Here is a 26,804-nt window from a genome sequence, read left to right as displayed (position 1 = left end):
TGTCGCGGCAACGCCGCATCTGAATCCGAGGCGGCCTGCGAACTGCGCCGGGGTTTCAGCCTCGGCTTCCATACATCTTCTGGTAATACTGCTGGTATTCGCCGGAAATAATGGGCTGCCACCAGTCTTCATGGTCCAAGTACCACTGGATGGTCTTTTTGATGCCGTCGGCAAATTTCGTTTCCGGCAGCCAGCCCAATTCTTCATGGATTTTCGTCGGGTCGATAGCGTAGCGCCGGTCATGACCTTTGCGGTCGGTAACATGATGGATGAGGCTTTCCGGCTTGCCCAATGCTTTGCAAATCAATTTGACGATGTCGATGTTCTTCATTTCATTGTGGCCGCCGACATTATAGACTTCGCCGACGCGGCCCTTCTGGAGGATGAGGTCGATAGCCCGACAATGGTCTTCGACATAGAGCCAATCGCGAACGTTGAGTCCATCGCCGTAAACGGGCAACGGCTTGTCATGCAGGGCATTGATAATCATGAGGGGAATCAATTTTTCCGGAAAATGATAGGGCCCATAATTATTGGAGCAGCGGCTGATGGTCACCGGCAGGCCATAGGTCCGATGATAGGCCAGGACCAAGAGATCAGCCGACGCCTTGGAGGAACTGTACGGGCTGGATGTATGAATCGGCGTCGTTTCCGTAAAGAACAAATCCGGCCGGTCCAAGGGCAAATCCCCATAGACTTCATCGGTCGATACCTGATGATACCGCTGGATGCCGTACTTGCGGCAAGCATCCATGAGAACCGCCGTCCCCATGATATTCGTTTCCAAGAAAATCGCCGGATTCTCAATGGATCGGTCGACATGGGATTCCGCCGCAAAATTGACGACCACATCGGGATGTTCTTCTTCGAATAACGAATACACCGCACCGCGGTCGCAAATATCGGCCTTGACAAAACGGAAATTATCCTGCCCCATAACCGGTGCCAACGTCGACAAATTCCCGGCATACGTCAACTTATCCAAACAAATCACCCGGTCCTGCGGATGCTCCCTCAACATATGAAACACAAAATTCGACCCAATGAAACCGGCACCGCCGGTGATGATGATAGTCATGCTCCGTTCTCCTCTTTCGATATAATACTTTTATCACCTAAATAATAGCAGTTTGATGTTTGATGTATGATGTTAAACCAGGTTAGTTTTTAAGCTTTTTATCAGACCGCCGAGCAGTCCATCGATTTCAGTGCATAATTTCATAACCTTTTGAATCTCTTCTTTTTTCAAATATTCAAAATCCAAGCACAATAAAAATTGTGTCATCAATTCTGAATTAGAACCTTTAGCAATATGCAAAAACTGAATAAATTCTTTTTTAGTATTTCTCGATTGACCTTCTGCAATATTAGAAGGAATAGATACAGCAGCCCTTCTCATTTGATCAGACAAAGCATAGCGTTCCTCCATAGGTAACAACTTGACCAAGCAATAAGTCTCTCGTGCCAATCGCATTGCTTTTTGCCAAACGATTAAATCACGAAACGATCGTAAAGGCACACCAAGCACTCCTTTCTCACAAATTTCGCACCATTCACATCAAACATCAAACCTCAAACATTCCTTACAAATCTTTCAAAAATCTCCCTTCTGCGACTTTTTTCAAATATTGTCCATATGGGCTCTTGCCGTATTTTATGGCGCTTTCCATGAGGGTTTCTTTATCGATCCAGCCGTGGCCATAGGCGATGTCTTCTAAGGCGGCAATCTGGATGCCGGCCCTCGTTTCTACAGCCTTGACGAAGTTCGAAGCTTCGCTCAGGCTGTTGACTGTTCCCGTGTCGAGCCAGGCGTAACCCCGTCCCAGGGTGACGACGTTGAGATTCCCCTTTTCCAAATACATCTGATTCAAGTCCGTGATTTCCAGTTCGCCCCGCGCCGACGGCTTGACTTGTTTAGCATATTCACAAACATGCTTATCATAAAAATACAGGCCCGTAACAGCGTAATTCGTCTTTGGCTGTGCCGGTTTTTCTTCAATAGAAATGGCTTTGCCCTTTTCATCGAATTCAATGACGCCGAACCGTTCCGGATCATCGACATAATAGCCAAACACCGTAGCCCCTTCCGTATTGGCTGCAGCCTGCTGCAAATGACGGGTCAGCCCAGCACCGTAGAAAATATTATCGCCCAAAACCATAGCACACGGTTCCCCGGCAATGAATTCTTCACCGAGAATAAAAGCCTGAGCCAATCCATCTGGTGACGGCTGCACCTTATAACTCAAATGAATACCATAGCGGGACCCATCTCCCAGGAGCCGTTCAAAATTCGGCAAATCCGTCGGCGTCGAAATAATCAAAATATCCCGAATCCCAGCCAACATCAACGTCGACAACGGATAATAAATCATGGGCTTATCATACACCGGCAACAACTGCTTAGACGTCACCATCGTCAGCGGATACAACCGCGTCCCACTACCACCAGCTAATACAATCCCTTTCAAAAAAATCACTCCTCACCGTAAATTTTAACACTTAATTATACCAAAAAAGAACCTGCCATACAAAGTCATGAAGAACTTTGACGGTGTCAACATATTATGGGAATTTTTTTGAGTGAGAAAAAGGACCTTGGTATAAGCGTTACATAATATGCTGATAACCACCATTTTCTATGAGTCGCATCCATTACCGTTCAAAGTTGATTCACGCCCCGGCATATGAGCTGCTTCATCGGGAACGTACGTACAATACGGCAATTTTCGGCGACTCCATTCTTTCTTCAATATTTCTTGATTAACTTCGGGTTTTCTCGTCTGCCTATGAGCCGTGAATTGTTTCCGCGCATAGGCTTCCAGTTTACGAATAGACTGTAAGACACTTTGCCCACTCAAGCTGGCCGGAGGCGTAAGCGCAACGGACTTACGATAACTGACATCTGCAGAACGTGTGACTAAACGAGCTCGGCACAATGGCTCAATATGCGTAGACTTATCCAATCCCAGCTATTCATTCAACAGGTAATTATGTTTTCTTTAATGCATTAAAGTTTCCCCACAATTATTTTACACCATCAACTTTCCGGGTGAAAATGTTGATTCATAAAATCATCGCCCTTAGTCTGTTACGAATGTAGCCACTATTCTGAGCGGGACGCCCTTTGGCCGTCCCCTACGATAGCCTCCGGCAAGGGGCATTACGATACGGCTGAGGATTACGCGAGTCGTCGTTATTGGTTTGTGTTTGTCGCGGCGGGACGCCGCATCCGTACAACTGCCCCTGACGGGCCAAAAAGGGCCTATCAGGGGAGGCTTAAGGCTCCCTTTGTAGGGGAGCTGGCAGCTCTGCTGACTGAGAGGTTGCTTATTTAGCGTTCCAGCCATTCTTTGAATTCGTTTTCGCTGATGATGGGTGTGCCCAGTTTCTTGGCTTTTTCGTATTTGCTGCCCGGGTCGGTTCCGACGACGACGAGGGTGGTCTTCTTGGTGACAGAGGACGTGCATTTACCGCCTCGCGCTTCGACGGCCTGTTCGGCTTCTTTGCGGCTGAACATCTGTAATTTCCCTGTGAGGACGACGATTTCGCCGTCAAAGGTCGTGTTGATGAGGGTCTTCTTTTCCGCCGTCATGTCGACGCCGTGGGCGCGCAATTTTTCGATGAGAGCCTGGTTCTTGGCATCGCGGAAATAAGCTACGATGCTGTCGGCAATGCGCGGGCCGATGTCATCGATGGCCGTCAGGTCTTCCGTGCTGGCTTTCATGAGGGCGTCGACAGAGCCGAAGGATTCGGCCAGGACGCGGCCAGCTTTGGCTCCGACGAAGCGGATGCCCAAGGCAAAGAGGACCCGGGCCAGGCCGACGGACTTGCTCGTTTCGATGGCTTTGAGCAGGTTATCGGCTGATTTTTCGCCGAAGCCTTCGAGGTCGACTAGTTCTTCTTTAGTCAAGCCGTAGATGTCGGCTACGTCGTGAATGAGCCCCTGAGCCAGGAGCTGCTGGACGATGGCGTCACCCAGGCCGTCGATGTTCATGGCATCGCGGGAAACGAAGTGGGCGATTTTTTCACCGATGACTGCCGGGCAATCCGGGTTAGTGCAGCGCCAAGCCGCTTCCCCGTCGCGGCGAACGACAGGACTGCCGCAGGCCGGGCAGGTCGTCGGCATGGTGAAGACTGTTTCCGAACCGTCACGCCGTTCCGGCAAGGAGCGGACGACTTCCGGGATAATTTCACCGGCTTTCTGGATGACGACGGTATCACCGATGCGGATATCTTTTTCTTTGATGTAATCTTCGTTGTGCAGCGTCGCCCGCTTGACCGTCGTCCCAGCCAGATGGACTGGTTCGAGATCGGCAGCCGGCGTCAGGACGCCTGTCCGGCCGAGGCTGACGGAAATGCCGAGTACTTTCGTCTTGGCCTGTTCAGGCGGGAATTTATAGGCAATAGCCCAGCGGGGAATTTTGACGGTGTTCCCTAAGCGGGCCTGCTGGGCAAAGGAATTGACCTTGACGACCATGCCGTCTGTCGCATAAGGCAGGCTGTCGCGGCGGTCGTCCCAGCTGTGGATGAAGGTAATGACGTCTTCGATGTCCGTAAACTTGCGGTATTCCGGATTGACTTGGAAATGGAACTGCGCCAAGTCCTGGAGCAATTCTTCTTGGCTCTTGATTTCAATGCCGCTGTTGCCTCCCAAGGCATAGGCAAAGAAGGCCAGTTTACGCTGGGCTGTAATGCGCGGGTCGAGCTGGCGCAGGGAGCCGGCAGCGGCGTTGCGGGGATTGGCAAAGGGTTCCAGTTCGTCGTCGCGGCGCTGCTGGTTCAAGGCTTCAAATGACGTGATGGGCATGTAGACTTCGCCGCGGATTTCGATGTGCGGCGAATCGCTGGCGATATGTAAGGGTATGGTGCGGATGGTGCGCACGTTGTTGGTAATGTCTTCGCCGACGACGCCGTCGCCGCGGGTGACGCCGCGGATGAACTGCCCCTGTTCGTAAATGAGGTTGACTGCCAGGCCATCGATTTTCAGTTCGACGACGTATTCCAAGGATTCACCGCCTAAATCGCTGCGGACGCGCTGGTCGAATTCCCGTAATTCATCGTCGCTGAAAACGTCGCCCAAGCTGAGCATGGGCCGGTCGTGAGTGTATTTTTCAAAGCCGCCGGAAATCTTAGAACCTACGCGCTGTGTCGGCGAATCGGGCGTGACCCAGTCGGGATGGGCTTTTTCGATGTTTTCCAGTTCCCGGTACATCATATCGTATTCATAATCAGTCACCGTCGGTTTGTCGAGGGTGTAATACTGATAACTCAATTCATCTATTTTTTTGCGCAGCTCCAAGAGACGCGCTTTTTCAGTATCCATAGGTTCCTCCTTTATTCCTGAAAATCAGTTCCACTTATCTGCAAAGACATACTCACAACATCTGTGGCGGGACGCCCTTTGGCCGTCCCCTACGAAGGCCCCGATTGGGGGTATTTTTACGAGCCGAGAGCTTCCCGAGGCGGCCTGCAAAAGCACAAGCAACCTCTCCGGCCCGTTGGGCCACCTCCAGCTCGGCTCTCTGTTTTGGCAACCGTCCTGCGCTTCCCTATGGTCAGCACCTGACGGGCCAAAAAGAGCCTATGAGGGGAGGCTTAGGCTCCCTTTGTAGGGGAGCTGGCAGCTCTGCTGACTGAGAGGTTGCTTTTTACGAGCTGAGGGTTACTCAAGGCGTCGTTGTCAGTTTGAGTCTGTCGCGGCGCAGCGCCGCATCCGTAGGGGCCGTCCTGTGAAGGCGGCCCGCTACGCGCTGAGGGTTTCCCGAGGCGTCGTTGTCAGTTTGAGTCTGCCGCCGCACAGCGGCATCTGATTCCGAGGCGGCCCCTATTATATTTTCTCTAAGGGGGCGTATTTTACGACGACTTGGCGGACGCCTTTTGTTGGGAATTGGATTTTCATCTGCATGTTCGTGCCTTCACCGATGACGTCGAGGACAGTACCGATGCCCCAGATTTTGTGGCGGACTTTGTCGCCTTTGGCAAAGGTGTCGGTCACGGCGTGTTTTTTCGGCAGGCTCGACGCGACGGGCTTGGTCAAGATGGAGACGCGTTGTTTCCCAGGCACGGCCGTCGTCCGGCTCTGGGGCATGGCGCTCTTGCGATGGTAGTCTTCCATGAGCTGCGGTGGAATTTCCGCCAAGAAGCGGCTGGGCATATACGCCGAGATGCGGCCGTACATGGTCCGCGTAATGGCATTGGTCACGTAGAGCTGCCGTTCTGCCCGGGTAATGCCGACGTAGGCCAGGCGCCGTTCTTCTTCGACTTGCGCCGGGTCCAGCAGGGTCCGGCTGTGCGGGAACAGGCCTTCGTCGAGGCCGGTCAGGAAGACGACAGGGAATTCCAACCCCTTGGCGGCGTGGAGAGTCATGAGGGTCACTTTGGAATCACTGCTTTCAAAATCATCGACATCGCTGACCAGGGCGACGTTTTCCAAAAAGTCCTGGAGGTTGCCGTCGGGATTGCTGTCCATGTAATCTTTGGCGACAGACAGGAATTCGCCGACATTTTCCTTGCGGCTTTCGCCTTGCGGGTCATGTTCCGCTTCTTTATCGAGCATATCACCGTAGCCCGTCTCTTTGATGACCGTTTCGATGAGACTCAAGACATCTTTGCCTTCGATGTCGTTGAGGAGGTCGAAAATCATGGCGGCGAAGTTTTCCAACGACGTCCGGGCTCGTTTGGTGACGGGAATCTCGTCCGTCGACGACAAGGCTTCAAACAAGGATATGCCCTGTTCTTCCGCATAGGCTGCGACGTGTTCCATCGTCGTGGCGCCGATGTTCCGTTTCGGCACGTTGATGATACGCGTCAGGCTCAAGCTGTCTTCCGGGTTGTAGAGCAATCGCAAATAGGCCAGGACGTCTTTGATTTCCTTGCGGTCGTAGAACTTGGTGCCGCCGACCATGGTATAGGGAATGGCATAGCGCATGAGTTTCTCTTCGAGGACACGGGACTGGGCGTTAGTCCTAAAGAGGATGGCCATATCGCCATACGGTTCGTGGCTGATTTCGTGGCGGTTATAGATGACGCCGGCGATATAGTCGGCTTCATCGTGTTCCGTCTGGGCCTGGTAATGGATAATCTTGTTCCCTGCCGGGTTTTCCGTCCACAATGTCTTCTTGGGCCGGCTTTCGTTGTTGTCGATGACGGCATTGGCGGCGTGGAGGATGGTCTTTGTCGAGCGGTAGTTCTGTTCCAATTTAATCGATGCCGCATCGGGATAGTCCCGGGTAAAGTCGATGATATTGCGGATATCGGCACCGCGCCAGGCGTAAATGCTCTGGTCCGCATCGCCGACAACGCAGATGTTGCGCCAGCGGGCAGCCAGGATCTTGGTCAAGGCGTATTGGGCATGGTTCGTATCCTGGTATTCGTCGACCAAGATATATTGGAAACGGGACTGGTACTTTTCCCGAACATCTTCCTTTTCCTGCAAAAGGCGCACGGCCAGGAACAAGAGGTCGTCGAAGTCGACAGCATTGTTTTCCCGCAGCTTTTCTTGGTACAAGGCGTAGACGTCGGCTACTTTCTGTTCGTAGAAATCGGAGGCTTTCGCCGCAAAGGCCTTAGCGTCCATGAGGACGTTCTTAGCCGACGAAATGGTCCCCAAGACGGACCGCGGCATGAACTGCTTGTCATCGAGGTTGAGCTTTTTCAAGCAGTCCTTGACCAGGACCAACTGGTCTGACGAGTCGTAAATGGTGAAATTCCGCGTATAGCCGTGGAAGCCGTCGACTTCAAAGCGCAGCAGCTTGGCACAGAACGAATGGAACGTGCTCAGCCAGATGCTGTCCGCCTGGGCGCCGACGAGGTTGGTCACGCGTTCCTTCATTTCCTTGGCAGCCTTATTGGTGAAGGTAATGGCCAGGATGCGGTACGGCGCGACGCCCAGTTCCAGGAGGTGGGCAATGCGGCAGGTCAGGACCTTGGTCTTGCCCGAACCGGCGCCAGCCGTAATCAGCAGCGGCCCTTCGGTATGCTTGACGGCTTCACACTGGCGGTCGTTGAGGGTATCAAAAATAGGATTCATGCATTATTCCCCTTTTACAGATAAAAAGGCCCACACCGTGTCGATGGGGCCTCTGAAAATCATCACTTATTTCATTGCCGAAAGGATAGGCGGAATGACCTGTTTCTTACGGCTCATGACCTTGGGCAGGTAGACTTCCTTGTCGAGGACGTCTTTGCCGAAGGCACTGCTGACGACGTCGTCCATATTGCCGGCGAAGATGAGGTTCGTCGATTCGTCGATGATGCTGGTGATCATCAAGAAGGAAGCGGCGTAATCGTGTTCAGCGCGCAATTTTTCCAAGGCGTTGAGCAGGACCTGTTTCTGGTCGAGGAGGTCTGTCGTATCCATGACCTGGACCTGAGCCACTGTGAAGGTCGTATTGCCGCTGGAAAATTCTTTCATGTCGTTGTGGACAATCTGGTCCGGCGTCAAATCGGAGACGTTAGCACCGGCTTTGAGCATTTCCATGCCGTATTTTTCCATGTCTACGCCAGCGATGTTAGCCAATTTTTCGGCAGCTTCGCGGTCAGCCGGCGTGCAGGTCGGCGAACGGAAGAGGACCGTATCGGAAATGACAGCCGACAAGAGCAGGCCGGCAATGTCTTTCGGGATGTCGATCTTAGCCTGTTCATACAAGCCCGTGACGATGGTAGCCGTGCAACCGACGGGTTTGAAGAGGATGGAAATAGGGCCAGCCGTTTCCAAGGTGCCGCCGATGCGGTGATGGTCGATGACGCCGACGATGGATGCTTCGTCGATGCCGTCGATGATCTGTTTCTTTTCGTTGTGGTCGACGAGGATGACCGGCTGTTTTTCAGCAGCAGCGACGCAGTCTGCACAGATCATGCCGACGTATTTACCATTTTCGACGACAGCATATTTGCCATCAGCCGGGATGTCGTGACCGTTGTCGGTCGGTTTGAAGAACAATTCCGGATCATGAGCCAGGCCTTTGACGGTGCTCAATTCTTCGCCCATAACGGTCTTGATGAATTCATCAGCAAGCTGGCTCTTTTCGATGACGCCGACGAACTGACCGTTGTCGGCAACGGGAGCGACGTCGCTTTCATGGGATGCGAACCATTTGGCAGCATCTTTCAGGCTAGCGCTGACCGGAAGGGCTTCTACTTCCGTGTGGACGGCTTCGCTGACTTTGACGTAGAAATCCTTGACCAACGGCTGGGGAGCGACGTGGAAATAATCAAGGGCAAAGGCCGTTTCCTTATTCGGTTCGCCTGCGCGGATCGGCGTAGCGTCGATGCCCTGTAACTGTTTCAATTTTGCATAAGCAATAGAAGAACAAATGGAGTCCGTGTCCGGGCTCTTATGACCGGTAACAAAAATCTGTTTTGCCACGATAATCACCTCATTGAAAATTTATCTGAATGTATTTATTTATCCTTTGTATTATACCATAGACAAGAATGAGTGGCTAGGGGGATGGCGTATCGTTCGTCGTAGGTCGTTCATCGTTCGTCGAGGGAAATGGCGCCTGGCGGCGCCGCAGGCCGGAAAAGCATGTGCTGTTCGTCATGGATACGGCTGTGGATTTTTTTATAATCGCCCAAAAGCGATCGTTACATAATTACGCAGCATCGCCCGTATCGTAGGGGCGACCGCGTGGGGCGCCCGCTATGCACCGCAGGGGATACCCGAGGACGCATTATCAGTTTGAGTCGAAAGGCGCGCAGCGCCATCTGAGTCCGAGGCGATGAACGACGAACGAACTACGATCAACGATCATCTCGGTCCGCACATGCTGTTTTCGCCCAAGTCCTGGTTACTGAGGCCCAGACGCTTTAGCATGGCCATGTCTTCGACGATGGTCGAACCCGATGTGGTCAGCATGTTGCCCGTAATGGAAGCCGACGCGCCGCTGAGGAGAGCCGTAGCGCCGTTTTCCGGCAGGAGTTTGCGGCCTGCTGCCAGGCGGATGTTGGCTTCCGGGTTGATGAAGCGGAAGAAAGCAATCGTACGCAAGATGTCGCGGCTGTCGAGTTGGATCCGATGTTCCAAGGGCGTGCCGGGAATAGGCATGAGGGCGTTGATGGGAATGGATTGGATGCCCAGTTCGGCCAGGCTGATGGCCATATCCAGGCGGTCTTCCCAGGTTTCCCCCATGCCGATGATGCCGCCAGAGCAGACGCAGAGCCCTTCTTTCTGAGCGGCCTTGATGGTGCGGATGCGGTCGTCATAAGTGTGGGTCGTACAGATGTGCGGGAAGAAACGCCGCGACGTTTCGATGTTGTGATGGTAACTGGTGACGCCCGTTTCATGGAGGCGGTGCAGCTGTTCCGGCGTGAGCAGGCCGTGAGAAGCACAGAGGTCGATGTGCAGGATCTGTTTCATCGTGCGGTATGCATCCAGGGCCTTTTCAAAATCAGCACCGGTCAGCGCCCGGCCGGACGTGACGATGGCAAAGCGGTTGGCGCCGGCATCCTGATTGGCCTTGGCGTTGGCGATGATTTCTTCTTTCGGCAAGAAACCGTATTCGTCACAGCCCGTATGATGGCAGGCCGCCTGAGCACAGTATTTGCAGTCTTCCCCACAACGGCCGCTGCGGCCATTGATGATGGTACAGAAATCGACATGGTTGCCACAAAAATGGCGCTGTAAGGCACCGGCCCCCTTCTGCAGCTCCTCTAAAGGTGCTTCCAGGAAAATCGATAAATCATCACCGCGTTGGATGCGGTATCCTTTTATAATGCTATCTGTCAGTGCAGCTATTGTGTTCATTGTCAACCCACTCCTTGCTTTGTTTTTGTAAACTATGGGATTATTATACTCGCTGCATCGATTGCAGTCAACTCAATTTCATTTATATCATGGTTAACAATATGAGTGCACGATATCCTGAATCGCAGGATGGCCCATTTGTTTAAGACCAACCTCTCCGGCCCTTCGGGCCACCTCTAGCTCAGCTCTCCGTTTTGGCAACCGTCTTGCACTTCCCTGCGGTCAGCACCTGACGGACCAAAAAGGGCCTATGAGGAGAGGCTTTGGCTCCCTTTGTAGGGGAGCTGTCAGCGCAGCTGACTGAGAGGTTGGGCACGGCGGGCCGCCCTTTGGGACGGCCCCTACGATGGAGCCATGAAAAAAGAGGCTGGCCCGCGAAGCCATCTTCGCAGGTCAACCTCTTTTTCAAGTGTTCTTGCCAATGAATTACCGACGTTCGCGGATACGGGCAGCTTTGCCTGTAAGACCACGGAGGTAGTGCAATTTTGCACGACGGACGATACCGTGGCGAACGACTTCGATTTTAGCGAGGCGCGGGGAATGTACTAAGAAAGTACGTTCAACACCAACACCGTAGGAAACGCGGCGGACAGTGAAAGTTTCGCGGACACCGCCGTTCTGACGGCCGATAACGACACCTTCAAAAACCTGTACACGTTCGCGATTGCCTTCGACAACCTTTACGTGAACTTTGACTGTATCACCAGGGCGGAATGCCGGGATATCGTCACGAAGCTGTTCCTGTTCAAGTACGCTGATAATGTTCATTTCTTTTTTCCTCCTATAAGACATTCGTGCCCCCGTTGCCGCCACCTTTCACGACAATCGTGTTACCGGACAGAGGACTGCCTAAATTAACAAGGGAATTATACCATAAAGACACTGTCCTGTAAAGGGGTTTTCCCCATATTATCCATTACATTTGTACGTTCGGCATGAAACTGCGGGACATGTGGGCGATGATGGCCTGGTACTTATCTTTCTTGCTGGTCGGATAGGTGACGGAGAAGGCCGTATAGGTCTTGTTCTTGTCGTTGATGTAGAGTTCGTGGTAATAGGATTTCTTGCCGTCCGTCCAGCCGATGGCATAGCTATTCTTGGTCTTGATGTTGGTCGTCAAGGTCGGCGAACCATTCATGCCCAAAGCCATGTTGTAGAGTTCGTCGATGGTAAAGCCCATGGTGTTCTTGGCAGCATAGGTCATGTAGACGGCATCGTCTTTGGGGTCCTGGAAATAGCAGCCGTCGCCGTCGGCATTCATGTCAGCTGTCGTAGCCGCTCTGGGGATATCGACGGCATACTGATAGGCGCTGTTATAATACTGATAGTACTTCTTGTCTTTTGTCGTCATGACCTGGACGACTTCATAGCTGTCGGCACTGGCACTCTTGATGCTCACTTTTTCTTCAGCCATAACTGTCGAGCCGGCAATGCAGGTAAGGGCAGCAGCCAACATGACGAGATTCTTGAATTTCATAATGATCACTCCTTTATAGTAGGTGCGGAAAAGGAGCTGTCGAGTGAAGACAGCTCCTGCAATACTCCCTATTATTATATCATATTTTTCATTTTTGGCCATGGAATTTCCGCTTTATCACAGGATTCGCGGCGGGTCGTCGAAGGTACAATCAACCTCTCCGGCCCATTGGACCAGCTCTGCTGACTGAGAGTTTGCTTTTTACGAGCCGAGGGTTACTCGAGGCGATGTTGTCCACCTGAGTCTGTCGCCGCGCAGCGCTACATCCGTAGGGGCCGTCCTGTGAAGGCGGCCCGCTACGCGCTGAGGGTATCCCGAAGCGTCGTTGTTCATTTGAATTTGTCGCCGCGCAGCGGCATCTGAGTCCGAGACGAACCACTAGCCACTAACCACGAAATTACGCCAATTTCTTGATGTCGCCTAAGGGCTGGATGAGGCTGTACGTCAAGGCCAGGAGATGGAGGCGGTTTTCTTTGACAGCTTCATCTTTGTGCATGACCAGGACGTTGTCCAAGAAATCGTTGATAGCCGCAATGCCTTCGGAAAGGACTTCGGCTACGCCTTCGTAGTCATAGACAGCGTATTTCTGCGGCAAGTTGACCTGCATAGCCTGGCAGGCGCTGTAGAGGGCTTTTTCTTCTTCTGTTTCGAAGAGGTCCGGGTTGACGCCGGTATTGTCGGCGCCTTTGATCATGTTGCTGACGCGGGTGAAGGCCTGCAAGAGGTCGGTCTTGCCCATGATGTCGGCATCGATGAGGGCCTGGGCACGGCGGGCTTCTTCGTAAGCGTTGAGCGTATCCGAAGCCAGGACGCAGTCGATGATGTGGTAATCCATGCCTTTATCCTGGAAGATGTTCTTCAGGCGCAGCGTGAAGTAATCGTCGAGCTGGCCCATGACTTTGGCTGCGTCTTCCCCTTCTACGCCGAGGAGGCTGAGGACGAAGGCAAAGACTTCATGGCAGTTGAGGTTCCAGCCGGCATCCATGAGGATGTTGAGGATACCGATGGTCTGGCGGCGCAGGGCGAAGGGGTCCTGAGAACCGGTCGGAATGAAGCCGCGGCTGAACATGCCCGTAATGGTATCGAATTTATCGGCAATACCCAAGACCTTGCCCATGTCGGTCTGCGGCAGGACGTCACCGGCAAAACGCGGCTGGTACTGTTCGTTGATGGCTTCGGCAACGCCTTTATCTTCGCCGTCGATGAGGGCATATTCCTTGCCCATGACGCCCTGGAGTTCCGTAAATTCCATGACCATCTGCGTAGCCAGGTCGGCTTTCGCCAGGAGCGAAGCGCGCTGTAATTTGGCATCGTCCAGGCCGAGGTCGAGTTTATGATTGAGGAAGACCGTAATCTTTTCCAGGCGCTGGGCTTTGTCGTAAAGCGTGCCCAGGCCATCCTGGAAGACGATTTTCTTCAGTTTTTCCGTGTAATCGACGAGGTGATGTTTCTTATCTTCTTCAAAGAAGAACTTGGCATCATCCAGGCGGGCGCGGAGGACGCGTTCGTTGCCGTGCTGGACCGTTTCCAGATGGTAATCGTTGCCGTTGCGGACGGTCAGGAAGAGGTTCATGAGCTTGCCGTCTTTATCGCGCATAGGGAAATAACGCTGGTGGTCCTTCATCGGCGTGATGATGGCCGCTTCCGGCAGTTTCAGGTAATCTTCATCAAATTCGCCGCAGAGAGCTGTCGGATATTCGACGAGGTAGACGACTTCTTCCAAGAGGTCGTCGTCCATGATGATGGTACCGCCCTTTTCGTCAGCCAGCTTCTGCAAGCCGTCGAGGATCATCTGTTTGCGGACTTCCGGGTCGACGATGAGGAAGTGTTCTTTGCACGTTTCTTCGTAAGCTGCCGGGCTTTCGATTTCGAAATCACCCGTGCCCAGGAAGCGGTGGCCGCGGCTGACCTTGCCCGACTTGACGTTGGCCAGTTCAAAGGGGATGACGTCTTTATCGAAGAGTGCGACGAACCAGCGGATAGGACGGACGAAGTGGAAGTCCAGGCTGCCCCAGTGCATGCTCTTGGGGAAATTGAGGCCCGTGACGATACCCTTCATAAGGTCCGGCAAGAGGCCGGCTGTGTCAGCGCCGACACTGGTGACGTTGGCATAGACATAGCCGTCTTCGACGACGAGGTCCTTGACGTCGATTTTCTGACCCCGGGCAAAACCCATGGCGGCTTTGGTCGGATTGCCGTCGGCGTCGTAAGCGATCTTGACCGACGGGCCTTTATGTTTAGCCGATACGTCGGCCTGTTTTTCAGCGACGCCCTTCATGATGAGGGCGATGCGGCGCGGCGTACCGAGGGTACGGATCGATTCGTAGGCGATATGGGCTTCGCCAAAGGATTTCCCGGCCAGGTCCTTGACCTGGGACAGGATACTCGGCATATAATGAGCCGGGATTTCTTCAGTACCGATTTCAAGTAACAAATCTTTGCTCATCTTATTTTTCCTCCTTGTTAAGCATCGGGAAGCCTAATTTTTCACGCTGTTCCAAGTACGCTTTGGCGCAGGCCCGGGCCATGTTGCGGACGCGGCCGATGAAAGCAGCTCGTTCGCTGACGCTGATGGCGCCGCGGGCGTCGAGGAGGTTGAACGTGTGCGAGCATTTCAATACGTAGTCATAAGCCGGAAGGACGAAGCCGGCTTTGATGACCCGCATCGCTTCTTTTTCGTATTCATCGAAGAGGTGGAACAAGAGGTCGGCATTGCTCAATTCAAAAGCATACGTCGACTGTTCGACTTCGTTCTGATGGAAGATATCGCCGTAGGTGACGTCTTCATTCCATTTGAGGTCATAGACATTTTCGACGCCCTGGATGTACATAGCCAGGCGTTCCATGCCGTATGTGATTTCCGACGAGACCGGAGCGACGTCGATGCCGCCGACCTGCTGGAAATAGGTGAACTGCGTGACTTCCATGCCGTCGAGCCAGACTTCCCAGCCCAGGCCCCAGGCGCCGAGGGTCGGCGATTCCCAGTTATCTTCGACGAAGCGGATGTCGTGTTCGGCCGGGTTGATGCCCAGTGTTTCCAAACTCTTCAAATAGAGTTCCTGGATGTTGTCCGGCGACGGTTTGCAAATGACCTGGAACTGATGATGCTGGTACAGGCGGTTCGGGTTGTCACCATAACGGCCGTCAGCCGGGCGGCGCGACGGTTCGACGTAAGCGACATGCCACGGTTCCGGTCCGAGCGTGCGCAGGAACGTAGCCGGGTTCATGGTCCCTGCCCCTTTTTCTACATCATACGGTTCATAGATGATACAGCCCTGAGAAGACCAAAAGCTCTTCAATGCAAATATCATGTCTTGAAAATTCATCTTGTTCCCTCCTAAATACAAAAAAGTCCCTGTAACACATGACATGTTACAGGGACGAGTATACTTACCCGCGGTTCCACCCTGGTTGGTCGAAAGACCCGCTTGATTCACCGGCCATACACATCAAAAGACTTCCGGCCGCGGCCTTCAGAGCGCCTTCCGCATCGGCAGCAGGCTCACACTGTCCCTGCTTCGCTGAGGATGATACGTACTTACTCTCCTGCATCGCCTATGTATTTGTACGTCCCCTATCATAGCAGAGATAGAGGAAAAAGTCAATAAAAAGGAGCCGTCTTAAGAGACAGCTCCTTTTTAGGTTTGATGTATGATGTTTGACGTGAGGGCTTTTAAATTTAAAACATTCTTCATCAAACATCAAACTTTCAACATCAAACCTGACTTTATTGCTTGCCGTATTTTTCGGCGACATCCAGGCGGCGCAGGGCTCTTTGCAGGGCCGCTTCGGCGCGGGCCGTGTCGATGTCGGCAGCGTGTGCAGCCAGGCGGTCTTCGGCGCGTTTTTCCGCCGATTTGGCACGGTCTACGTCGATGTCCTCCGGTTTTTCCGAAGCCGGCGTGATGACCGTGACCGTATTGTCATGGACTTCCAGGAAGCCCGACGCTACGGTGACGTACTGGCGCTTTCCGCCTTTGTCATAGCACAAGGGCCAGATCGACAGGGACGCGATGAGCGGCGCATGGTTGGGCATGATGCCCAGGTCACCGTCCAGGGCGCGGACGAGGACGAAATCCACGTCTTCATGGAGTACGGCAGCATCGGGTGTAATGACTTCCAGATGGAGTGTCTTTCCTGCTTCTGCCATAGACTATTCCCCTTTCAGTGTCTTAGCCTTTTCGTATGCTTCTTCGATATTGCCGACCATGTAGAAGGCCTGTTCCGGCATGTCATCGCATTTACCGGACAAGATTTCCTTGAAGCCTTCGATAGTTTCTTTCAGCGGTACATAACGGCCTTTCTGACCGGTGAACTGTTCAGCGACGGCGAAAGGCTGGCTGAGGAAACGCTGTACCTTACGGGCACGGGCAACGGTCAGCTTATCTTCTTCGGACAGTTCGTCGATACCCAGGATGGCGATGATATCCTGCAGGTCTTTATACTTCTGAAGGATTTCCTGGACGGCACGGGCCGTGTTGTAATGGTCGTCGCCGATGACATGGGGGTCGAGGATACGCGACGTCGAATCGAGAGGATCGACGGCCGGGTAAATGCCCAATTCAGCGATTTCACGGGCCAGGACGGTCGTAGCATCCAAATGAGCGAAGGTAGCGGCCGGAGCCGGGTCCGTCAAGTCGTCGGCAGGGACGTAGACGGCCTGGACGGACGTAATGGAGCCGTCTTTGGTCGACGTGATGCGTTCCTGCAGGGCGCCGACGTCGGTGCCCAGGGTCGGCTGGTAACCAACGGCCGACGGGATACGGCCGAGCAGAGCCGAAACTTCGGAGCCAGCCTGGATGAAACGGAAGATGTTATCGATGAACAGCAAGACATCCTTGTGTTCTTTGTCGCGGAAGTATTCTGCCATGGTCAGACCGGTCAGGCCGACGCGCATACGGGCTCCAGGCGGTTCGTTCATCTGGCCATAGACGAGTGCCGTCTTGTCGATGACGCCGGATTCCTTCATTTCGTTCCAAAGGTCATTGCCTTCACGGGTACGTTCACCGACGCCGGTGAAGACGGAATAGCCGCCGTGGCCGGTAGCTACGTTATGGATGAGTTCCATGATGAGGACGGTCTTGCCGACACCGGCACCACCGAAGAGGCCGATCTTGCCGCCTTTGGCATAGGGGCAGATGAGGTCGACGACTTTGATCCCCGTTTCAAAGATTTCCGTTTCCGTCGCCTGGTCCTGGAATTTCGGGACCGGACGATGGATTGGCCAGTAATCATCGGCTTCGACTTTGGCGTCGACTTTATCGACAGTCTGGCCGAGGACGTTGAAGATACGGCCCAGGACCCCTTTACCGACGGGGACCTTGATAGGACCGCCCGTATTTTCAGCAGCCATGCCGCGGACGAGGCCGTCCGTCGAGTCCATGGCAACGCAGCGGACGACGTCGTCGCCCAAGTGCTGCATGACTTCTACAACCAGGTCGATCTTCTGGTCGCCTTCGCCACCGGTGATATGGATGGCGTTGTAAATGGCGGGCAAGTCTGCTTCCGAGGCAAACCGCACGTCGACGACCGGGCCGATGACCTGGACGACTTTCCCAATATTATTACTCATGAAGAGGTTCTCCTCTCTTTCAGAATCGTTGACAGACGGGCCTTACTGCAATGCGTTGGCGCCGCTGACAATTTCCGTCAATTCGTTGGTGATACCAGCCTGACGGACTTTATTGTACGTAACAGTCAGTTTATCGATCAGTTCGCCTGCGTTGTCCGTAGCCGACGTCATGGCCGTCATGCGGGCACCGAGTTCACTGGCAGCGGACTGAAGGAGGCTGTTGTAAATGAACAGATCCAGATACTGCGGCAGCAGGGCATCGAGGACGAGCTTGGCATCTGGCGCGAAGAGATATTCTTCCCGCGGGCCGGATTCTTGCTGGCCTTCCTGCTGGGAAATGGGCAGCATCTTGACGATTTTCGTGTCCTGGGACAAGGCCGATTTGAAGTGCGTATAAATGACGTAGACTTCATCGACTTCGCCAGCCAGGAATTTCTGCGTCGCCAAGTGGGCAATCTGCTGGGCGTGGCTGAACTGGGGCTTATCCGAAAAACCGGACCACTTCTTTTCCGGCACCAGGTGCAAGTGCTTGAGGTACTCAATGGGCTTGCGGCCGGCGACGAGAAGCATCGATGCGTCGCGGGGCTTGTCCTTGAGGACCGAGACCATGGCCTTGTTGACATTGGAATTGAAGGCGCCAGCCAGGCCTTTGTCGGAACCGATGACGATGTAGCAAGTCTTCTTGACTTCGTCATGCGGCGTGAACAAGGGATTGCCAGCGTCAGGCGAAGCCGCAGACAGACGCTGCAGCATGCCTTCCATCTTTTCGGTATACGGGGCGGTAGCCAGTGCCCGATCCTGTGCACGGCGCAGTCGCACGGAAGAAACCATCTTCATGGCCTTAGTGATCTGCTGGGTATTGGTGACGGATTTAATACGTCTGTTTATTTCGCGTGCACTCGGCATAGCTTATTCCTCCTCTTTGATCAGTTCGTGAGAAGCGCCGTACTGCTTAGTGTATTCAGCGATGGCTTTCTGAAGCGTTGCTTCTGCATCTTTGCCGAGTTCCTTCGTCGACTTGATGCTTTCGCCGACTTCGGGATAGTTGCTGTGCATGAATTTAATGAAACCGTCTGCAAACTGCGAGACTTCCTCAACCTGGACGGGCATGAGGTAGTTCTTGACGGCCAAATAAATCTGCATGACCTGGTCTTCGACAGGCATGGGATGGTACTGCGGCTGAATGAGGAGCTGCATCGTCCGTTCACCGGCGTCGATCTGGGCTTTCGTGCTCTTATCCAAGTCGGAACCGAACTGAGCGAAAGCAGCCAGTTCACGGTACTGAGCCAGGCTCAGGCGGAGCGTACCGGCAATCTTCTTCATGGCCTTGATCTGGGCAGACCCGCCGACACGGGATACGGAGAGGCCGACGTTGATAGCCGGGCGGATCCCGGAGTTGAAGGCTTCTGTTTCCAAGAAGATCTGGCCGTCTGTGATGGAAATGACGTTGGTCGGGATATAAGCCGACAAGTCACCGGCCAGGGTTTCGATGATCGGCAAGGCCGTAATCGAACCGCCGCCGAGTTCATCCGACAATTTAGCAGCTCGTTCGAGGAGACGGGAATGTAAGTAGAATACGTCGCCCGGATAAGCTTCACGTCCTGGCGGACGACGGAGGAGCAGACTCATGGCACGGTAAGCCTGAGCGTGTTTGGACAAGTCATCGTAGACGCAGAGGCAGTCCTTGCCCTGGAGCATGAAGTATTCGGCCATGGAAACGCCGGAATACGGAGCCAGGTACTGGAGCGGTGCGCCGTCGGAAGCCGTAGCGGCGACGACGATGGTATAGGCCATGGCGCCGTTTTCTTCCAACGTGCGGACGACACGGGCTACGGTCGAAGCTTTCTGGCCGATAGCGACGTAGACGCAGATGACGCCCGTATCCTTCTGGTTCAGAATCGTATCGATGGCGATGGCCGTCTTGCCGGTACCACGGTCACCGATGATGAGTTCACGCTGGCCACGGCCGATAGGGACCATGGAGTCGATAGCCTTGAGGCCTGTCTGGAGCGGTACCTTGACCGGCTGGCGGTCAGCGATGCCGAAGGCCTTGACTTCAATCAGGCGCGATTCTTTGGTCTTGATTTCCCCTTTGCCGTCGATAGGCATACCCAAGGGGTTGACAACGCGGCCGATCATGGCTTCACCAACAGGGACACGCATGACGCGGCCTGTACGGCGGACCGTGTCGCCTTCCTTGATGAGGGCGTCATCGCCGAGCAATACGGCGCCGACGTTGTCTTCTTCCAGGTTCAGGGCCATGCCGTAAACGCCGTGCGGCAGTTCCAGCAGTTCCCCGGACATGGCTTTGTCCAAACCGTAAATGTGGGCAATGCCGTCCCCGACTTCCAGAACGGTGCCGACATCGTCGACGTTCATTTCCACATTATAATCTTCGATTTGTTTCTTGATTATAGCCGTTATTTCTTCTGGCTTCATTTTCATTATTCGTCCGTCACCCCATTCGTCACGTCAGCCTGGAGCAGTTTATGCTGCATATCGCGCAGCTGCCGCCGGAGGCTGCCGTCTATTAATTTGTCGCCGATCTGGATGACCATGCCGCCGATGAGCGACGGGTCGACGTAGTACAGCGGTTCGATGTGCTGCCCCGTCATGGCTTCCAGGCTGGCAACTAATTTTGTTTCTTCTTTCTTGGACAGCGGTTTGACGACGCGGATCTTGGCCACTTCGATGTGCTGGGCCTTGCGGGCCAAATCGATGAACCCGTCGATGGCAAGCAACAGGGCCGCTTCGCGGCGCCGGTCGATCATGACGTACATGAACTGCAGGACGATCGGCGACAGGCTGTCTTTGAAAATCTTTGCAAGTGTGTCTTTTTTAGACTGCGGCGGTACGAGGGGATGATTCAGGAATTTCCACAAATCGGGATTTTCCTGGAACGTGTCCCGCACGCCTTTCAGTTCTGTTCCGAACTCAGTAAGCTTCTTCTGTTCGCTGGCGATGTCGAACATCGCCTGGCTGTATTTGCTGTAGATCGTTTCGGGTATCATAAGATCAGTTCCCCTTTACGCGGTGCGTCTGGAGCTGGTCGATACAATCGGCTACCAGTTTTGCGTTCATGTCAGGATCCATGTTTTTCTGGAGCAGTTTTTCTGCCACAGCCATAGACAGTGTGACTACTTCATTACGCATTTCCCGGATAGCCGCTTCCCGTTCGTTGGCGATTTCCGTCTGGGCGATCTGTTTTTCCCGGGCGATCTGGGCGCGGATGGCTTCCAGCTGGGCCTGGGCTTCCTTGTCGGCCTGCTTGACAGCTTTGTCGACAATGGCCTGGGCTTCTGCACGGGCATCGCGGATCTGGGCTTCATAATCGGCTTTCATCTTTTCAGCCGTTTCCCGGGCTTTGGCTGCGTTGTCGAGGTCCGACGCAATCTTGTTGCGGCGGTCTTCCAGGACTTTGAGCAGCGGTTTATAGGCGAACTTTGCCAAAATGGCAACTAATACGAAGAAGTTGATGAACTGGAACAGCAAGGTACCATTAATACTAACCAATGTACTTCCCTCCCCGGCTGTAGATTAGAATCCTCGGATTAGAGCAGGCTGACGAACGGATTGGCGAAGACCAATACGATAGCGATGACAGCTGCGATAATCGGCATGGATTCGATCAGGCCGATGGAGATAAGCATGTTTACGAGGAGCTTGCCGCCCATTTCCGGCTGACGGGCTGTACCTTCGAGCATCTTCGAAGCAGCGTGGCCGTCACCGATAGCAGCGCCGAGGGCTGCCAAACCAATACCTAAGCATGCACCAAATGCAGATAATGCCAATACGAGAGCTTTTTCCATAGTAAATAACCTCCTAAGTTGTAACCAGTATCTGAGCTTTCATTATTCTTCCGTAAAGGACGGTGCCAGATACGATGTAGTCAGAATGGTGAAGATGAATGCCTGGATGAGGCCGATGACGAAGCTGAACAGGAGCCAGATCATCGGGACGGCGACAGGCACGAGGAAGTACAGGACTTCCAAGAGGATTTCCCCGGCCAGGATGTTGCCAAAGAGACGGAAGGCCAAGGTCAAGGGCTTGGTGATTTCTTCCATCAGATTGATGATGACAAACGGCGCAAAGGGCTTGAAGAAGTGCTTGAAATGCTTTTTGAACCCCTGGTTCTTCAAGGCCATGAAATGGACCATAAAGGAAGAAACCAGTGCCAGGGCGACAGTCGTATTCAAGTCATTCGTCGGCGAAGCCAGGACATGCGGATTCGGCAGCATGCCCAATTCGTTAGCGAAGAGGATGAACAGGAACATCGTCAGCAAGACCGAGACGACCTGACCGTATTTCGGCCCTAAGGTTTCCTTGAACTGGTCGAGCAATGCTTCGATGACGATTTCCATGGCGTTCTGAAGTCCTGACGGGACGAGGGACCGGCCCCTTGTCGCAGCGACAGTGACGATGATGACCAAAGCTGCGACCAGCCAGGTCATCATGAGCGTATCCAGGTTGACATTCAGACCCAGGAGCTGAACGACCATATGATGCCCTGCATGTAATTCCATACGCAATACCTCCTTTCCTTTACCGTCTGAGACGTGCAGTCAATACATCTGCAAAGACGAGGACGCGGTACGAAAAGATACCGGCCACGGCAGCCCCCAGGGAGATGGACGGGAACTGCAGGATGACGATGACGGCCAGGCAGATGAAGACCAGCCGGAACACGGCACCGCCGCGGATGAATGACGCCGCCTGCGGGGGCGGCAATTTTAAGGCTCGTACCGAACGGCTGCTGAGCATGAAGAAATAAACGATGTTCAAGCCGCTGCCGATACACCAGCCACTCATGTACTGCCACCAGCCGCCGGCAAAAAGGACGGCTGCGACGATACATGTAAAACCAATGAGTTTGTATATTGTTGCCTTTACATATGCATAGAACTCTTCCATAGGCTATCCTCCGTGATGCTCATTTGCCCTGATGCCGGCCATGGCGGTCCTCATCCTGCTGATAGGATAAGGCTTTCTTATACAAGGTCCAGAACCCGGACACGGCACCGATGAGGGAAAAGATGATCAGTCCCCACGGCGACGTCCCGGCATGGACATCGATGAAGCGGCCCATGGCGACGCCGACACAGATACAGACGAAGAGAGACAAGCCCAGGGAACCGGAAATGACGACAATATCCCAAAGCTTCATGTGATTTAATTTGTCATCGTGAGAATCATCATGATGTCTCATATTACATACACTCCTGCTCGGGCGATGGCAGTTTTCCCATAATCGTCAGGTATAGTATGCATATACTGCCTGCAACGATTATTGGCTTATTTTAGCACGGAAAATCGGGAAAAGCAATATAAATTTCAAGAAAATCAAACGTTATAGCTAAAAACAATTCTCAGTATAGCTACAGATAATCAAGACCGGCTGAAATCGTCGGGAAGGCCTTCTTCTCCGGCAAAATCGTGGAGGATGGCCTGGACGATGCGCTGCGAAGCCTTGCCGTCGCCATAGGGATTGACGGCGTTGCTCATGGCATCGTAGGCGGCCTGGTCGGTCAGGAGGCGTTTCGTTTCGGCATAGACGACGTCTTTGTCCGTGCCAATGAGGCGTACCGTACCGGCTTCGACGGCTTCCGGCCGTTCCGTCGTATTGCGCAGGACCAGGACGGGCTTGCCAAGGGACGGCGCTTCTTCCTGGATACCGCCAGAGTCTGTGAGGACGAGGCTGCTCAGGCTCATGAGGTTGGCGAAAGGTTCATATTCCATGGGGTCGATGAGATGGATGCGGTCGACACCGGCCAGTTCTTCTTCGACGACCTTGCGGACCAGCGGATTGCGGTGAACAGGAAAGACGATTTCCGTATCGGGGATCTCTTCGATGATGCGGCGCAGGGCCTTATAGATGTGGCGCATCGGTTCGCCCAGGTTTTCCCGGCGGTGCGTCGTCAAGAGGATGACCCGGTGGTTCTGGAAGTCGACGGATTTCAAGTCGTCGCCGAAGTCATAGTCGCCGGCGACGGTCGTCATCAAGGCGTCGATGACGGTGTTCCCCGTCACATAGATATGAGAAGGGTTCACGTTTTCCTTGAGCAGGTTGGCCTTGGCCGTCGACGTCGGCGCAAAGTGGATGGCCGCGATGGCACCGGTCAGCTTGCGGTTCATTTCTTCCGGGAACGGCGAATAGATGTCCCCTGTCCGCAGACCGGCTTCGACGTGGCCTACCGGGACCTGCTGGTAATACGAAGCCAGGGCGCCGGCGAAGGTCGTCGTCGTATCGCCGTGGACCAGGACCAGGTCCGGTTTTTCCTTGGCCAGGACATCCTTCAGGCCCATAAGGGACTTGGTCGTAATGTCGTACAGTGTCTGTCCCTGGGACATGATATCCAAGTCATAGTCCGGCGTAATCCGGAAGAGATCCAGGACCTGGTCGAGCATCTGGCGATGCTGGGCCGTAACGGCGACGATGGTCTGGATCTTGTCGGCATGTTTCTGTAATTCCAGTACGACAGGCGCCATCTTGATGGCTTCCGGCCGCGTACCGAATACAGTCATTACCTTGATCATAATCAAAAAACCTCCTTATAAGACAACCGATTCCACCCACTACTGCTTGTGGGTAGAATCGGTCGTTGATTTGCGCAATATGCCAATGCGTTTTGCCGAATAGATGATGACGGCAAGAACGACCAGGACAGTCACGATACCCGTCTTATAGTTCACGTTGGCTACAAAGAGGGCTACGATGCCGAGAATCATGCTGACAAAATACATTATTAATACAGCTTGCTTTTGTGTCATGCCCAGGGCCAGCAGGCGATGATGCAGATGGCCCTTGTCAGGCTGGAAAATGGGGACACCGCTCATCTTGCGGCGGATGATAGCAAAGGTCGTATCGAGGATCGGCAGGCCCAGGGCGATGATGGGCACGACGAGGGCTACGGTAGCCGCCGTCTTGACCAGCCCTAATACAGCCGCTACGGACAGGGTATAGCCGAGAAGCATACTGCCCGTATCGCCCATGAAGATCTTGGCCGGGTTGAAATTGTACTGCAAAAAGCCCAGGGCTGCCCCTGCCATGGAGACGATGACCAGGGCCGGCAGGAACTGGTTCAGGTTATAAGCCAAGAGGAACATCGAAATGGATGCGATGAAAGCGACGCCGGCTGCCAGGCCGTCGAGGCCGTCGATGAGGTTCACCGTATTGGTGAAGCCGATAATCCAGAAAATCGTCACGGGAATCGCAATGAGCTCCGGTAAGACGATGATATCACCAAAAGGATTGGTCAGCCATTCGATCTGGATGCCAAAGGCGATGGGTATGCAGGCGGCCAGGATCTGACCGACGAGCTTGACCTTGGCCGGGATATTGCAGATATCGTCCCAGATGCCGACGGCGACGATGGCCGTGCAGCCCAGGAGCATCCCGACCAGTTCATGCTGCAAGGGCACGCAGAACAGGACAGCTGCCATGAAGCCGATATAGATTGCCAGCCCGCCGAGCCGCGGGATGACATGAGTATGTACCTTTCTTGCATTGGGCCGGTCCACGGCGCCGATCTTGATGGCCAATTTCTTGACGCTCGGCGTCAAAGCATAGGAAACGACTAATGCGATTACAAAGGGTACAACATATTGGAGCACAACACACGCCTACTTTCCATTAATCTATCAGTTCGTCAGACTGCGCATGGGCGCCGGGATACGGCCGCCGCGGGCAATGAATTCGTCCGACTTGTATTTATTGACGTTGATGATTGGGCAATGGCCGAGGAGGCCGCCGAATTCAACATTGTCGCCTACGTCCTTGCCCGGTACGGGGATGACGCGGACGGCTGTCGTCTTATTATTGATCATGCCGATAGCCGATTCGTCGGCGATGATGGCCGAAATGGTCGAGGCCGGCGTATTGCCAGGGATGGCAATCATGTCGAGGCCGACCGAGCAGACACAGGTCATGGCTTCCAGTTTTTCCAAGCTCAGGCTGCCACGGCCGACGGCTTCGAGCATGCCCTTGTCTTCACTGACCGGAATGAAAGCGCCCGACAGGCCGCCGACGCGGGACGAAGCCATGAGACCGCCTTTCTTGACGGCGTCGTTGAGCAGGGCCAGGGCTGCCGTCGTACCGCAGGCACCACAGCTTTCCAGGCCCATTTCTTCCAGGATGGAAGCGACGCTGTCGCCGACAGCCGGTGTCGGAGCCAGGGACAGGTCGATGATGCCGAAAGGCATGTTGAGACGCTTCGACGCTTCCATGGCGACGAGCTGGCCGACGCGGGTGATCTTGAAGGCCGTCTTCTTGATGGTTTCGGCGACGACGTCAAAGGGCTGGCCTTTGACCTGTTCCAGGGCGACTTTGACGACGCCCGGGCCGCTGACGCCGACGCTGATGCACGAATCGCCATTGGTGACGCCGTGGAAGGCGCCGGCCATGAAGGGATTGTCTTCGACGGCATTGGAGAAGACGACGAGTTTGGCGCAGCCTAAAGCATCCTGGTCTTTCGTCCGTTCGGCCAGGTCCTTGAAGACGCGTCCCATTTCAGCGACAGCGTCCATGTTGATGCCGGCTTTCGTCGAGCCGACGGCAACGGAACTGCAGACGAGGTCGGTCACAGCCAGGCTTTCGGCGATGGAGTCGATGAGGATGCGGTCGCCTTTGCTCATGCCCCGTTCGACGAGGGCCGAGAAACCGCCGATGAAGTTGATGCCGATTTCCTTGGCCGCTTTGTCGAGGGTCCGGGCGACGTCGACGTAACTCGTCAGGTCGCTGGCCCCGGCGACGAGGCTGATAGGCGTTACGGAAACGCGCTTATTGATGATGGGCACGCCATATTCACGGGAGATGGCTTCCCCCGTTTCAACTAAGTGTTCACCGTATTTCGTAATCTTATCGTAAATATTGTTGCACAAGGTCTTGCCGTCGCTGGCGCAGCAGTCGAGGAGGCTGATGCCCATGGTGATGGTGCGGACGTCAAGGTTGTTCTTCTGAATCATCTGATTCGTTTCAAGTACGTCTTGGATTGTCAGCATATCATATCTCC

General features: G+C 54.0%; 24 protein-coding genes. All 24 read right to left on the bottom strand.

Features of this window, described 5'->3' with window-relative positions; all coding sequences use genetic code 11:
- Positions 1-55 precede the first annotated feature (55 nt).
- The 24 genes from rfbB to NOS26_RS09285 all read right to left on the bottom strand — a co-directional run bounded on the left by rfbB (position 56) and on the right by NOS26_RS09285 (position 26,793).
- Positions 56-1,078: a dTDP-glucose 4,6-dehydratase gene (gene rfbB, locus NOS26_RS09400; RefSeq protein WP_014016830.1), complete on the bottom strand. Its 1,023-nt coding sequence runs from the start codon at positions 1,076-1,078 to the stop codon at positions 56-58.
- 72 nt (positions 1,079-1,150) lie between these two features.
- Positions 1,151-1,519: a four helix bundle protein gene (locus NOS26_RS09395; protein WP_014016831.1), complete on the bottom strand. Its 369-nt coding sequence runs from the start codon at positions 1,517-1,519 to the stop codon at positions 1,151-1,153.
- 64 nt (positions 1,520-1,583) lie between these two features.
- On the bottom strand, positions 1,584-2,468 hold the full coding sequence (gene rfbA / locus NOS26_RS09390; RefSeq protein ID WP_014016832.1) for a glucose-1-phosphate thymidylyltransferase RfbA: 885 nt from the start codon (positions 2,466-2,468) through the stop codon (positions 1,584-1,586).
- An 863-nt stretch (positions 2,469-3,331) separates the two neighbouring features.
- Complete coding sequence (ligA, locus tag NOS26_RS09385) at positions 3,332-5,323, bottom strand: NAD-dependent DNA ligase LigA (RefSeq protein ID WP_014016833.1); 1,992 nt, start codon at positions 5,321-5,323, stop codon at positions 3,332-3,334.
- Between the two features lie 504 nt (positions 5,324-5,827).
- Positions 5,828-8,029: a DNA helicase PcrA gene (gene pcrA / locus NOS26_RS09380; protein ID WP_014016834.1), complete on the bottom strand. Its 2,202-nt coding sequence runs from the start codon at positions 8,027-8,029 to the stop codon at positions 5,828-5,830.
- Positions 8,030-8,095: 66 nt separating this feature from the next.
- On the bottom strand, positions 8,096-9,367 hold the full coding sequence (locus tag NOS26_RS09375; protein WP_014016835.1) for a manganese-dependent inorganic pyrophosphatase: 1,272 nt from the start codon (positions 9,365-9,367) through the stop codon (positions 8,096-8,098).
- Between the two features lie 384 nt (positions 9,368-9,751).
- Positions 9,752-10,747: a biotin synthase BioB gene (gene bioB, locus NOS26_RS09370; RefSeq protein WP_014016836.1), complete on the bottom strand. Its 996-nt coding sequence runs from the start codon at positions 10,745-10,747 to the stop codon at positions 9,752-9,754.
- A 426-nt stretch (positions 10,748-11,173) separates the two neighbouring features.
- Positions 11,174-11,515 (bottom strand): 50S ribosomal protein L19, encoded by a 342-nt coding sequence (gene rplS, locus NOS26_RS09365; RefSeq protein ID WP_014016837.1) that lies wholly within the window; start codon positions 11,513-11,515, stop codon positions 11,174-11,176.
- 148 nt (positions 11,516-11,663) lie between these two features.
- Positions 11,664-12,224, bottom strand: coding sequence for a hypothetical protein (locus NOS26_RS09360; RefSeq protein ID WP_014016838.1), 561 nt, complete (start codon positions 12,222-12,224; stop codon positions 11,664-11,666).
- Positions 12,225-12,621: 397 nt separating this feature from the next.
- Positions 12,622-14,670, bottom strand: coding sequence for a glycine--tRNA ligase subunit beta (gene glyS / locus NOS26_RS09355; RefSeq protein WP_014016839.1), 2,049 nt, complete (start codon positions 14,668-14,670; stop codon positions 12,622-12,624).
- Position 14,671: 1 nt separating this feature from the next.
- On the bottom strand, positions 14,672-15,550 hold the full coding sequence (gene glyQ, locus NOS26_RS09350; RefSeq protein WP_014016840.1) for a glycine--tRNA ligase subunit alpha: 879 nt from the start codon (positions 15,548-15,550) through the stop codon (positions 14,672-14,674).
- A 401-nt stretch (positions 15,551-15,951) separates the two neighbouring features.
- Positions 15,952-16,374: a F0F1 ATP synthase subunit epsilon gene (locus NOS26_RS09345; protein ID WP_014016841.1), complete on the bottom strand. Its 423-nt coding sequence runs from the start codon at positions 16,372-16,374 to the stop codon at positions 15,952-15,954.
- Between the two features lie 3 nt (positions 16,375-16,377).
- A complete protein-coding gene (atpD, locus tag NOS26_RS09340) occupies positions 16,378-17,796 on the bottom strand; it encodes a F0F1 ATP synthase subunit beta (RefSeq protein WP_014016842.1) in 1,419 nt (472 codons plus the stop codon).
- A gap of 42 nt (positions 17,797-17,838) precedes the next feature.
- Positions 17,839-18,702, bottom strand: a complete 864-nt coding sequence (atpG, locus tag NOS26_RS09335) for an ATP synthase F1 subunit gamma (protein WP_014016843.1) — start codon at positions 18,700-18,702, stop codon at positions 17,839-17,841.
- 3 nt (positions 18,703-18,705) lie between these two features.
- Complete coding sequence (atpA, locus tag NOS26_RS09330; protein ID WP_014016844.1) at positions 18,706-20,241, bottom strand: F0F1 ATP synthase subunit alpha; 1,536 nt, start codon at positions 20,239-20,241, stop codon at positions 18,706-18,708.
- Positions 20,241-20,807 carry an ATP synthase F1 subunit delta gene (gene atpH, locus NOS26_RS09325; RefSeq protein WP_014016845.1) on the bottom strand — a complete coding sequence of 189 codons (567 nt, stop codon included), beginning with the start codon at positions 20,805-20,807 and terminating at the stop codon, positions 20,241-20,243. Before atpH ends, atpA begins: the two co-directional genes overlap by 1 nt.
- A 4-nt stretch (positions 20,808-20,811) precedes the next feature.
- Complete coding sequence (gene atpF, locus NOS26_RS09320; RefSeq protein ID WP_014016846.1) at positions 20,812-21,309, bottom strand: F0F1 ATP synthase subunit B; 498 nt, start codon at positions 21,307-21,309, stop codon at positions 20,812-20,814.
- A 38-nt stretch (positions 21,310-21,347) separates the two neighbouring features.
- Positions 21,348-21,605, bottom strand: a complete 258-nt coding sequence (gene atpE / locus NOS26_RS09315; protein WP_014016847.1) for a F0F1 ATP synthase subunit C — start codon at positions 21,603-21,605, stop codon at positions 21,348-21,350.
- A 42-nt stretch (positions 21,606-21,647) separates the two neighbouring features.
- On the bottom strand, positions 21,648-22,319 hold the full coding sequence (atpB, locus tag NOS26_RS09310) for a F0F1 ATP synthase subunit A (protein ID WP_014016848.1): 672 nt from the start codon (positions 22,317-22,319) through the stop codon (positions 21,648-21,650).
- A 19-nt stretch (positions 22,320-22,338) separates the two neighbouring features.
- Positions 22,339-22,707, bottom strand: coding sequence for a hypothetical protein (locus tag NOS26_RS09305; RefSeq protein ID WP_014016849.1), 369 nt, complete (start codon positions 22,705-22,707; stop codon positions 22,339-22,341).
- Positions 22,708-22,726: 19 nt separating this feature from the next.
- A complete protein-coding gene (locus NOS26_RS09300; RefSeq protein ID WP_255917615.1) occupies positions 22,727-23,002 on the bottom strand; it encodes an AtpZ/AtpI family protein in 276 nt (91 codons plus the stop codon).
- Positions 23,003-23,181: 179 nt separating this feature from the next.
- The gene (gene wecB / locus NOS26_RS09295) at positions 23,182-24,330 is read right to left on the bottom strand and encodes a non-hydrolyzing UDP-N-acetylglucosamine 2-epimerase (protein WP_027895666.1); all 1,149 of its coding nucleotides are present in this window, start codon (positions 24,328-24,330) and stop codon (positions 23,182-23,184) included.
- 39 nt (positions 24,331-24,369) lie between these two features.
- Positions 24,370-25,407: a glycosyltransferase family 4 protein gene (locus NOS26_RS09290; RefSeq protein WP_255917614.1), complete on the bottom strand. Its 1,038-nt coding sequence runs from the start codon at positions 25,405-25,407 to the stop codon at positions 24,370-24,372.
- Between the two features lie 27 nt (positions 25,408-25,434).
- Positions 25,435-26,793: a PFL family protein gene (locus NOS26_RS09285; protein WP_014016853.1), complete on the bottom strand. Its 1,359-nt coding sequence runs from the start codon at positions 26,791-26,793 to the stop codon at positions 25,435-25,437.
- Positions 26,794-26,804 lie beyond the last annotated feature (11 nt).

Source organism: Megasphaera sp. SC8-1 (assembly GCF_024436295.1).
GTDB classification, from domain to species: Bacteria; Bacillota; Negativicutes; order Veillonellales; family Megasphaeraceae; genus Megasphaera; species Megasphaera elsdenii.
This window is presented reverse-complemented; position numbering and strand designations above follow the sequence as displayed.

Bases quoted from the DNA above. Each gene is read 5' to 3' on its own strand.
- atpA (WP_014016844.1), bottom strand. From the start codon at position 20,241: ATGAAAATGAAGCCAGAAGAAATAACGGCTATAATCAAGAAACAAATC.
- atpH (WP_014016845.1), bottom strand. From the start codon at position 20,807: ATGATACCCGAAACGATCTACAGCAAATACAGCCAGGCGATGTTCGAC.
- glyQ (WP_014016840.1), bottom strand. From the start codon at position 15,550: ATGAATTTTCAAGACATGATATTTGCATTGAAGAGCTTTTGGTCTTCT.
- wecB (WP_027895666.1), bottom strand. From the start codon at position 24,330: ATGATCAAGGTAATGACTGTATTCGGTACGCGGCCGGAAGCCATCAAG.
- NOS26_RS09300 (WP_255917615.1), bottom strand. From the start codon at position 23,002: ATGAGACATCATGATGATTCTCACGATGACAAATTAAATCACATGAAG.
- NOS26_RS09345 (WP_014016841.1), bottom strand. From the start codon at position 16,374: ATGGCAGAAGCAGGAAAGACACTCCATCTGGAAGTCATTACACCCGAT.
- glyS (WP_014016839.1), bottom strand. From the start codon at position 14,670: ATGAGCAAAGATTTGTTACTTGAAATCGGTACTGAAGAAATCCCGGCT.
- bioB (WP_014016836.1), bottom strand. From the start codon at position 10,747: ATGAACACAATAGCTGCACTGACAGATAGCATTATAAAAGGATACCGC.
- pcrA (WP_014016834.1), bottom strand. From the start codon at position 8,029: ATGAATCCTATTTTTGATACCCTCAACGACCGCCAGTGTGAAGCCGTC.
- rfbB (WP_014016830.1), bottom strand. From the start codon at position 1,078: ATGACTATCATCATCACCGGCGGTGCCGGTTTCATTGGGTCGAATTTT.
- atpE (WP_014016847.1), bottom strand. From the start codon at position 21,605: ATGGAAAAAGCTCTCGTATTGGCATTATCTGCATTTGGTGCATGCTTA.
- rplS (WP_014016837.1), bottom strand. From the start codon at position 11,515: ATGAACATTATCAGCGTACTTGAACAGGAACAGCTTCGTGACGATATC.
- atpG (WP_014016843.1), bottom strand. From the start codon at position 18,702: ATGCCGAGTGCACGCGAAATAAACAGACGTATTAAATCCGTCACCAAT.
- atpB (WP_014016848.1), bottom strand. From the start codon at position 22,319: ATGGAATTACATGCAGGGCATCATATGGTCGTTCAGCTCCTGGGTCTG.
- ligA (WP_014016833.1), bottom strand. From the start codon at position 5,323: ATGGATACTGAAAAAGCGCGTCTCTTGGAGCTGCGCAAAAAAATAGAT.
- NOS26_RS09305 (WP_014016849.1), bottom strand. From the start codon at position 22,707: ATGGAAGAGTTCTATGCATATGTAAAGGCAACAATATACAAACTCATT.
- NOS26_RS09360 (WP_014016838.1), bottom strand. From the start codon at position 12,224: ATGAAATTCAAGAATCTCGTCATGTTGGCTGCTGCCCTTACCTGCATT.
- NOS26_RS09285 (WP_014016853.1), bottom strand. From the start codon at position 26,793: ATGCTGACAATCCAAGACGTACTTGAAACGAATCAGATGATTCAGAAG.
- atpD (WP_014016842.1), bottom strand. From the start codon at position 17,796: ATGAGTAATAATATTGGGAAAGTCGTCCAGGTCATCGGCCCGGTCGTC.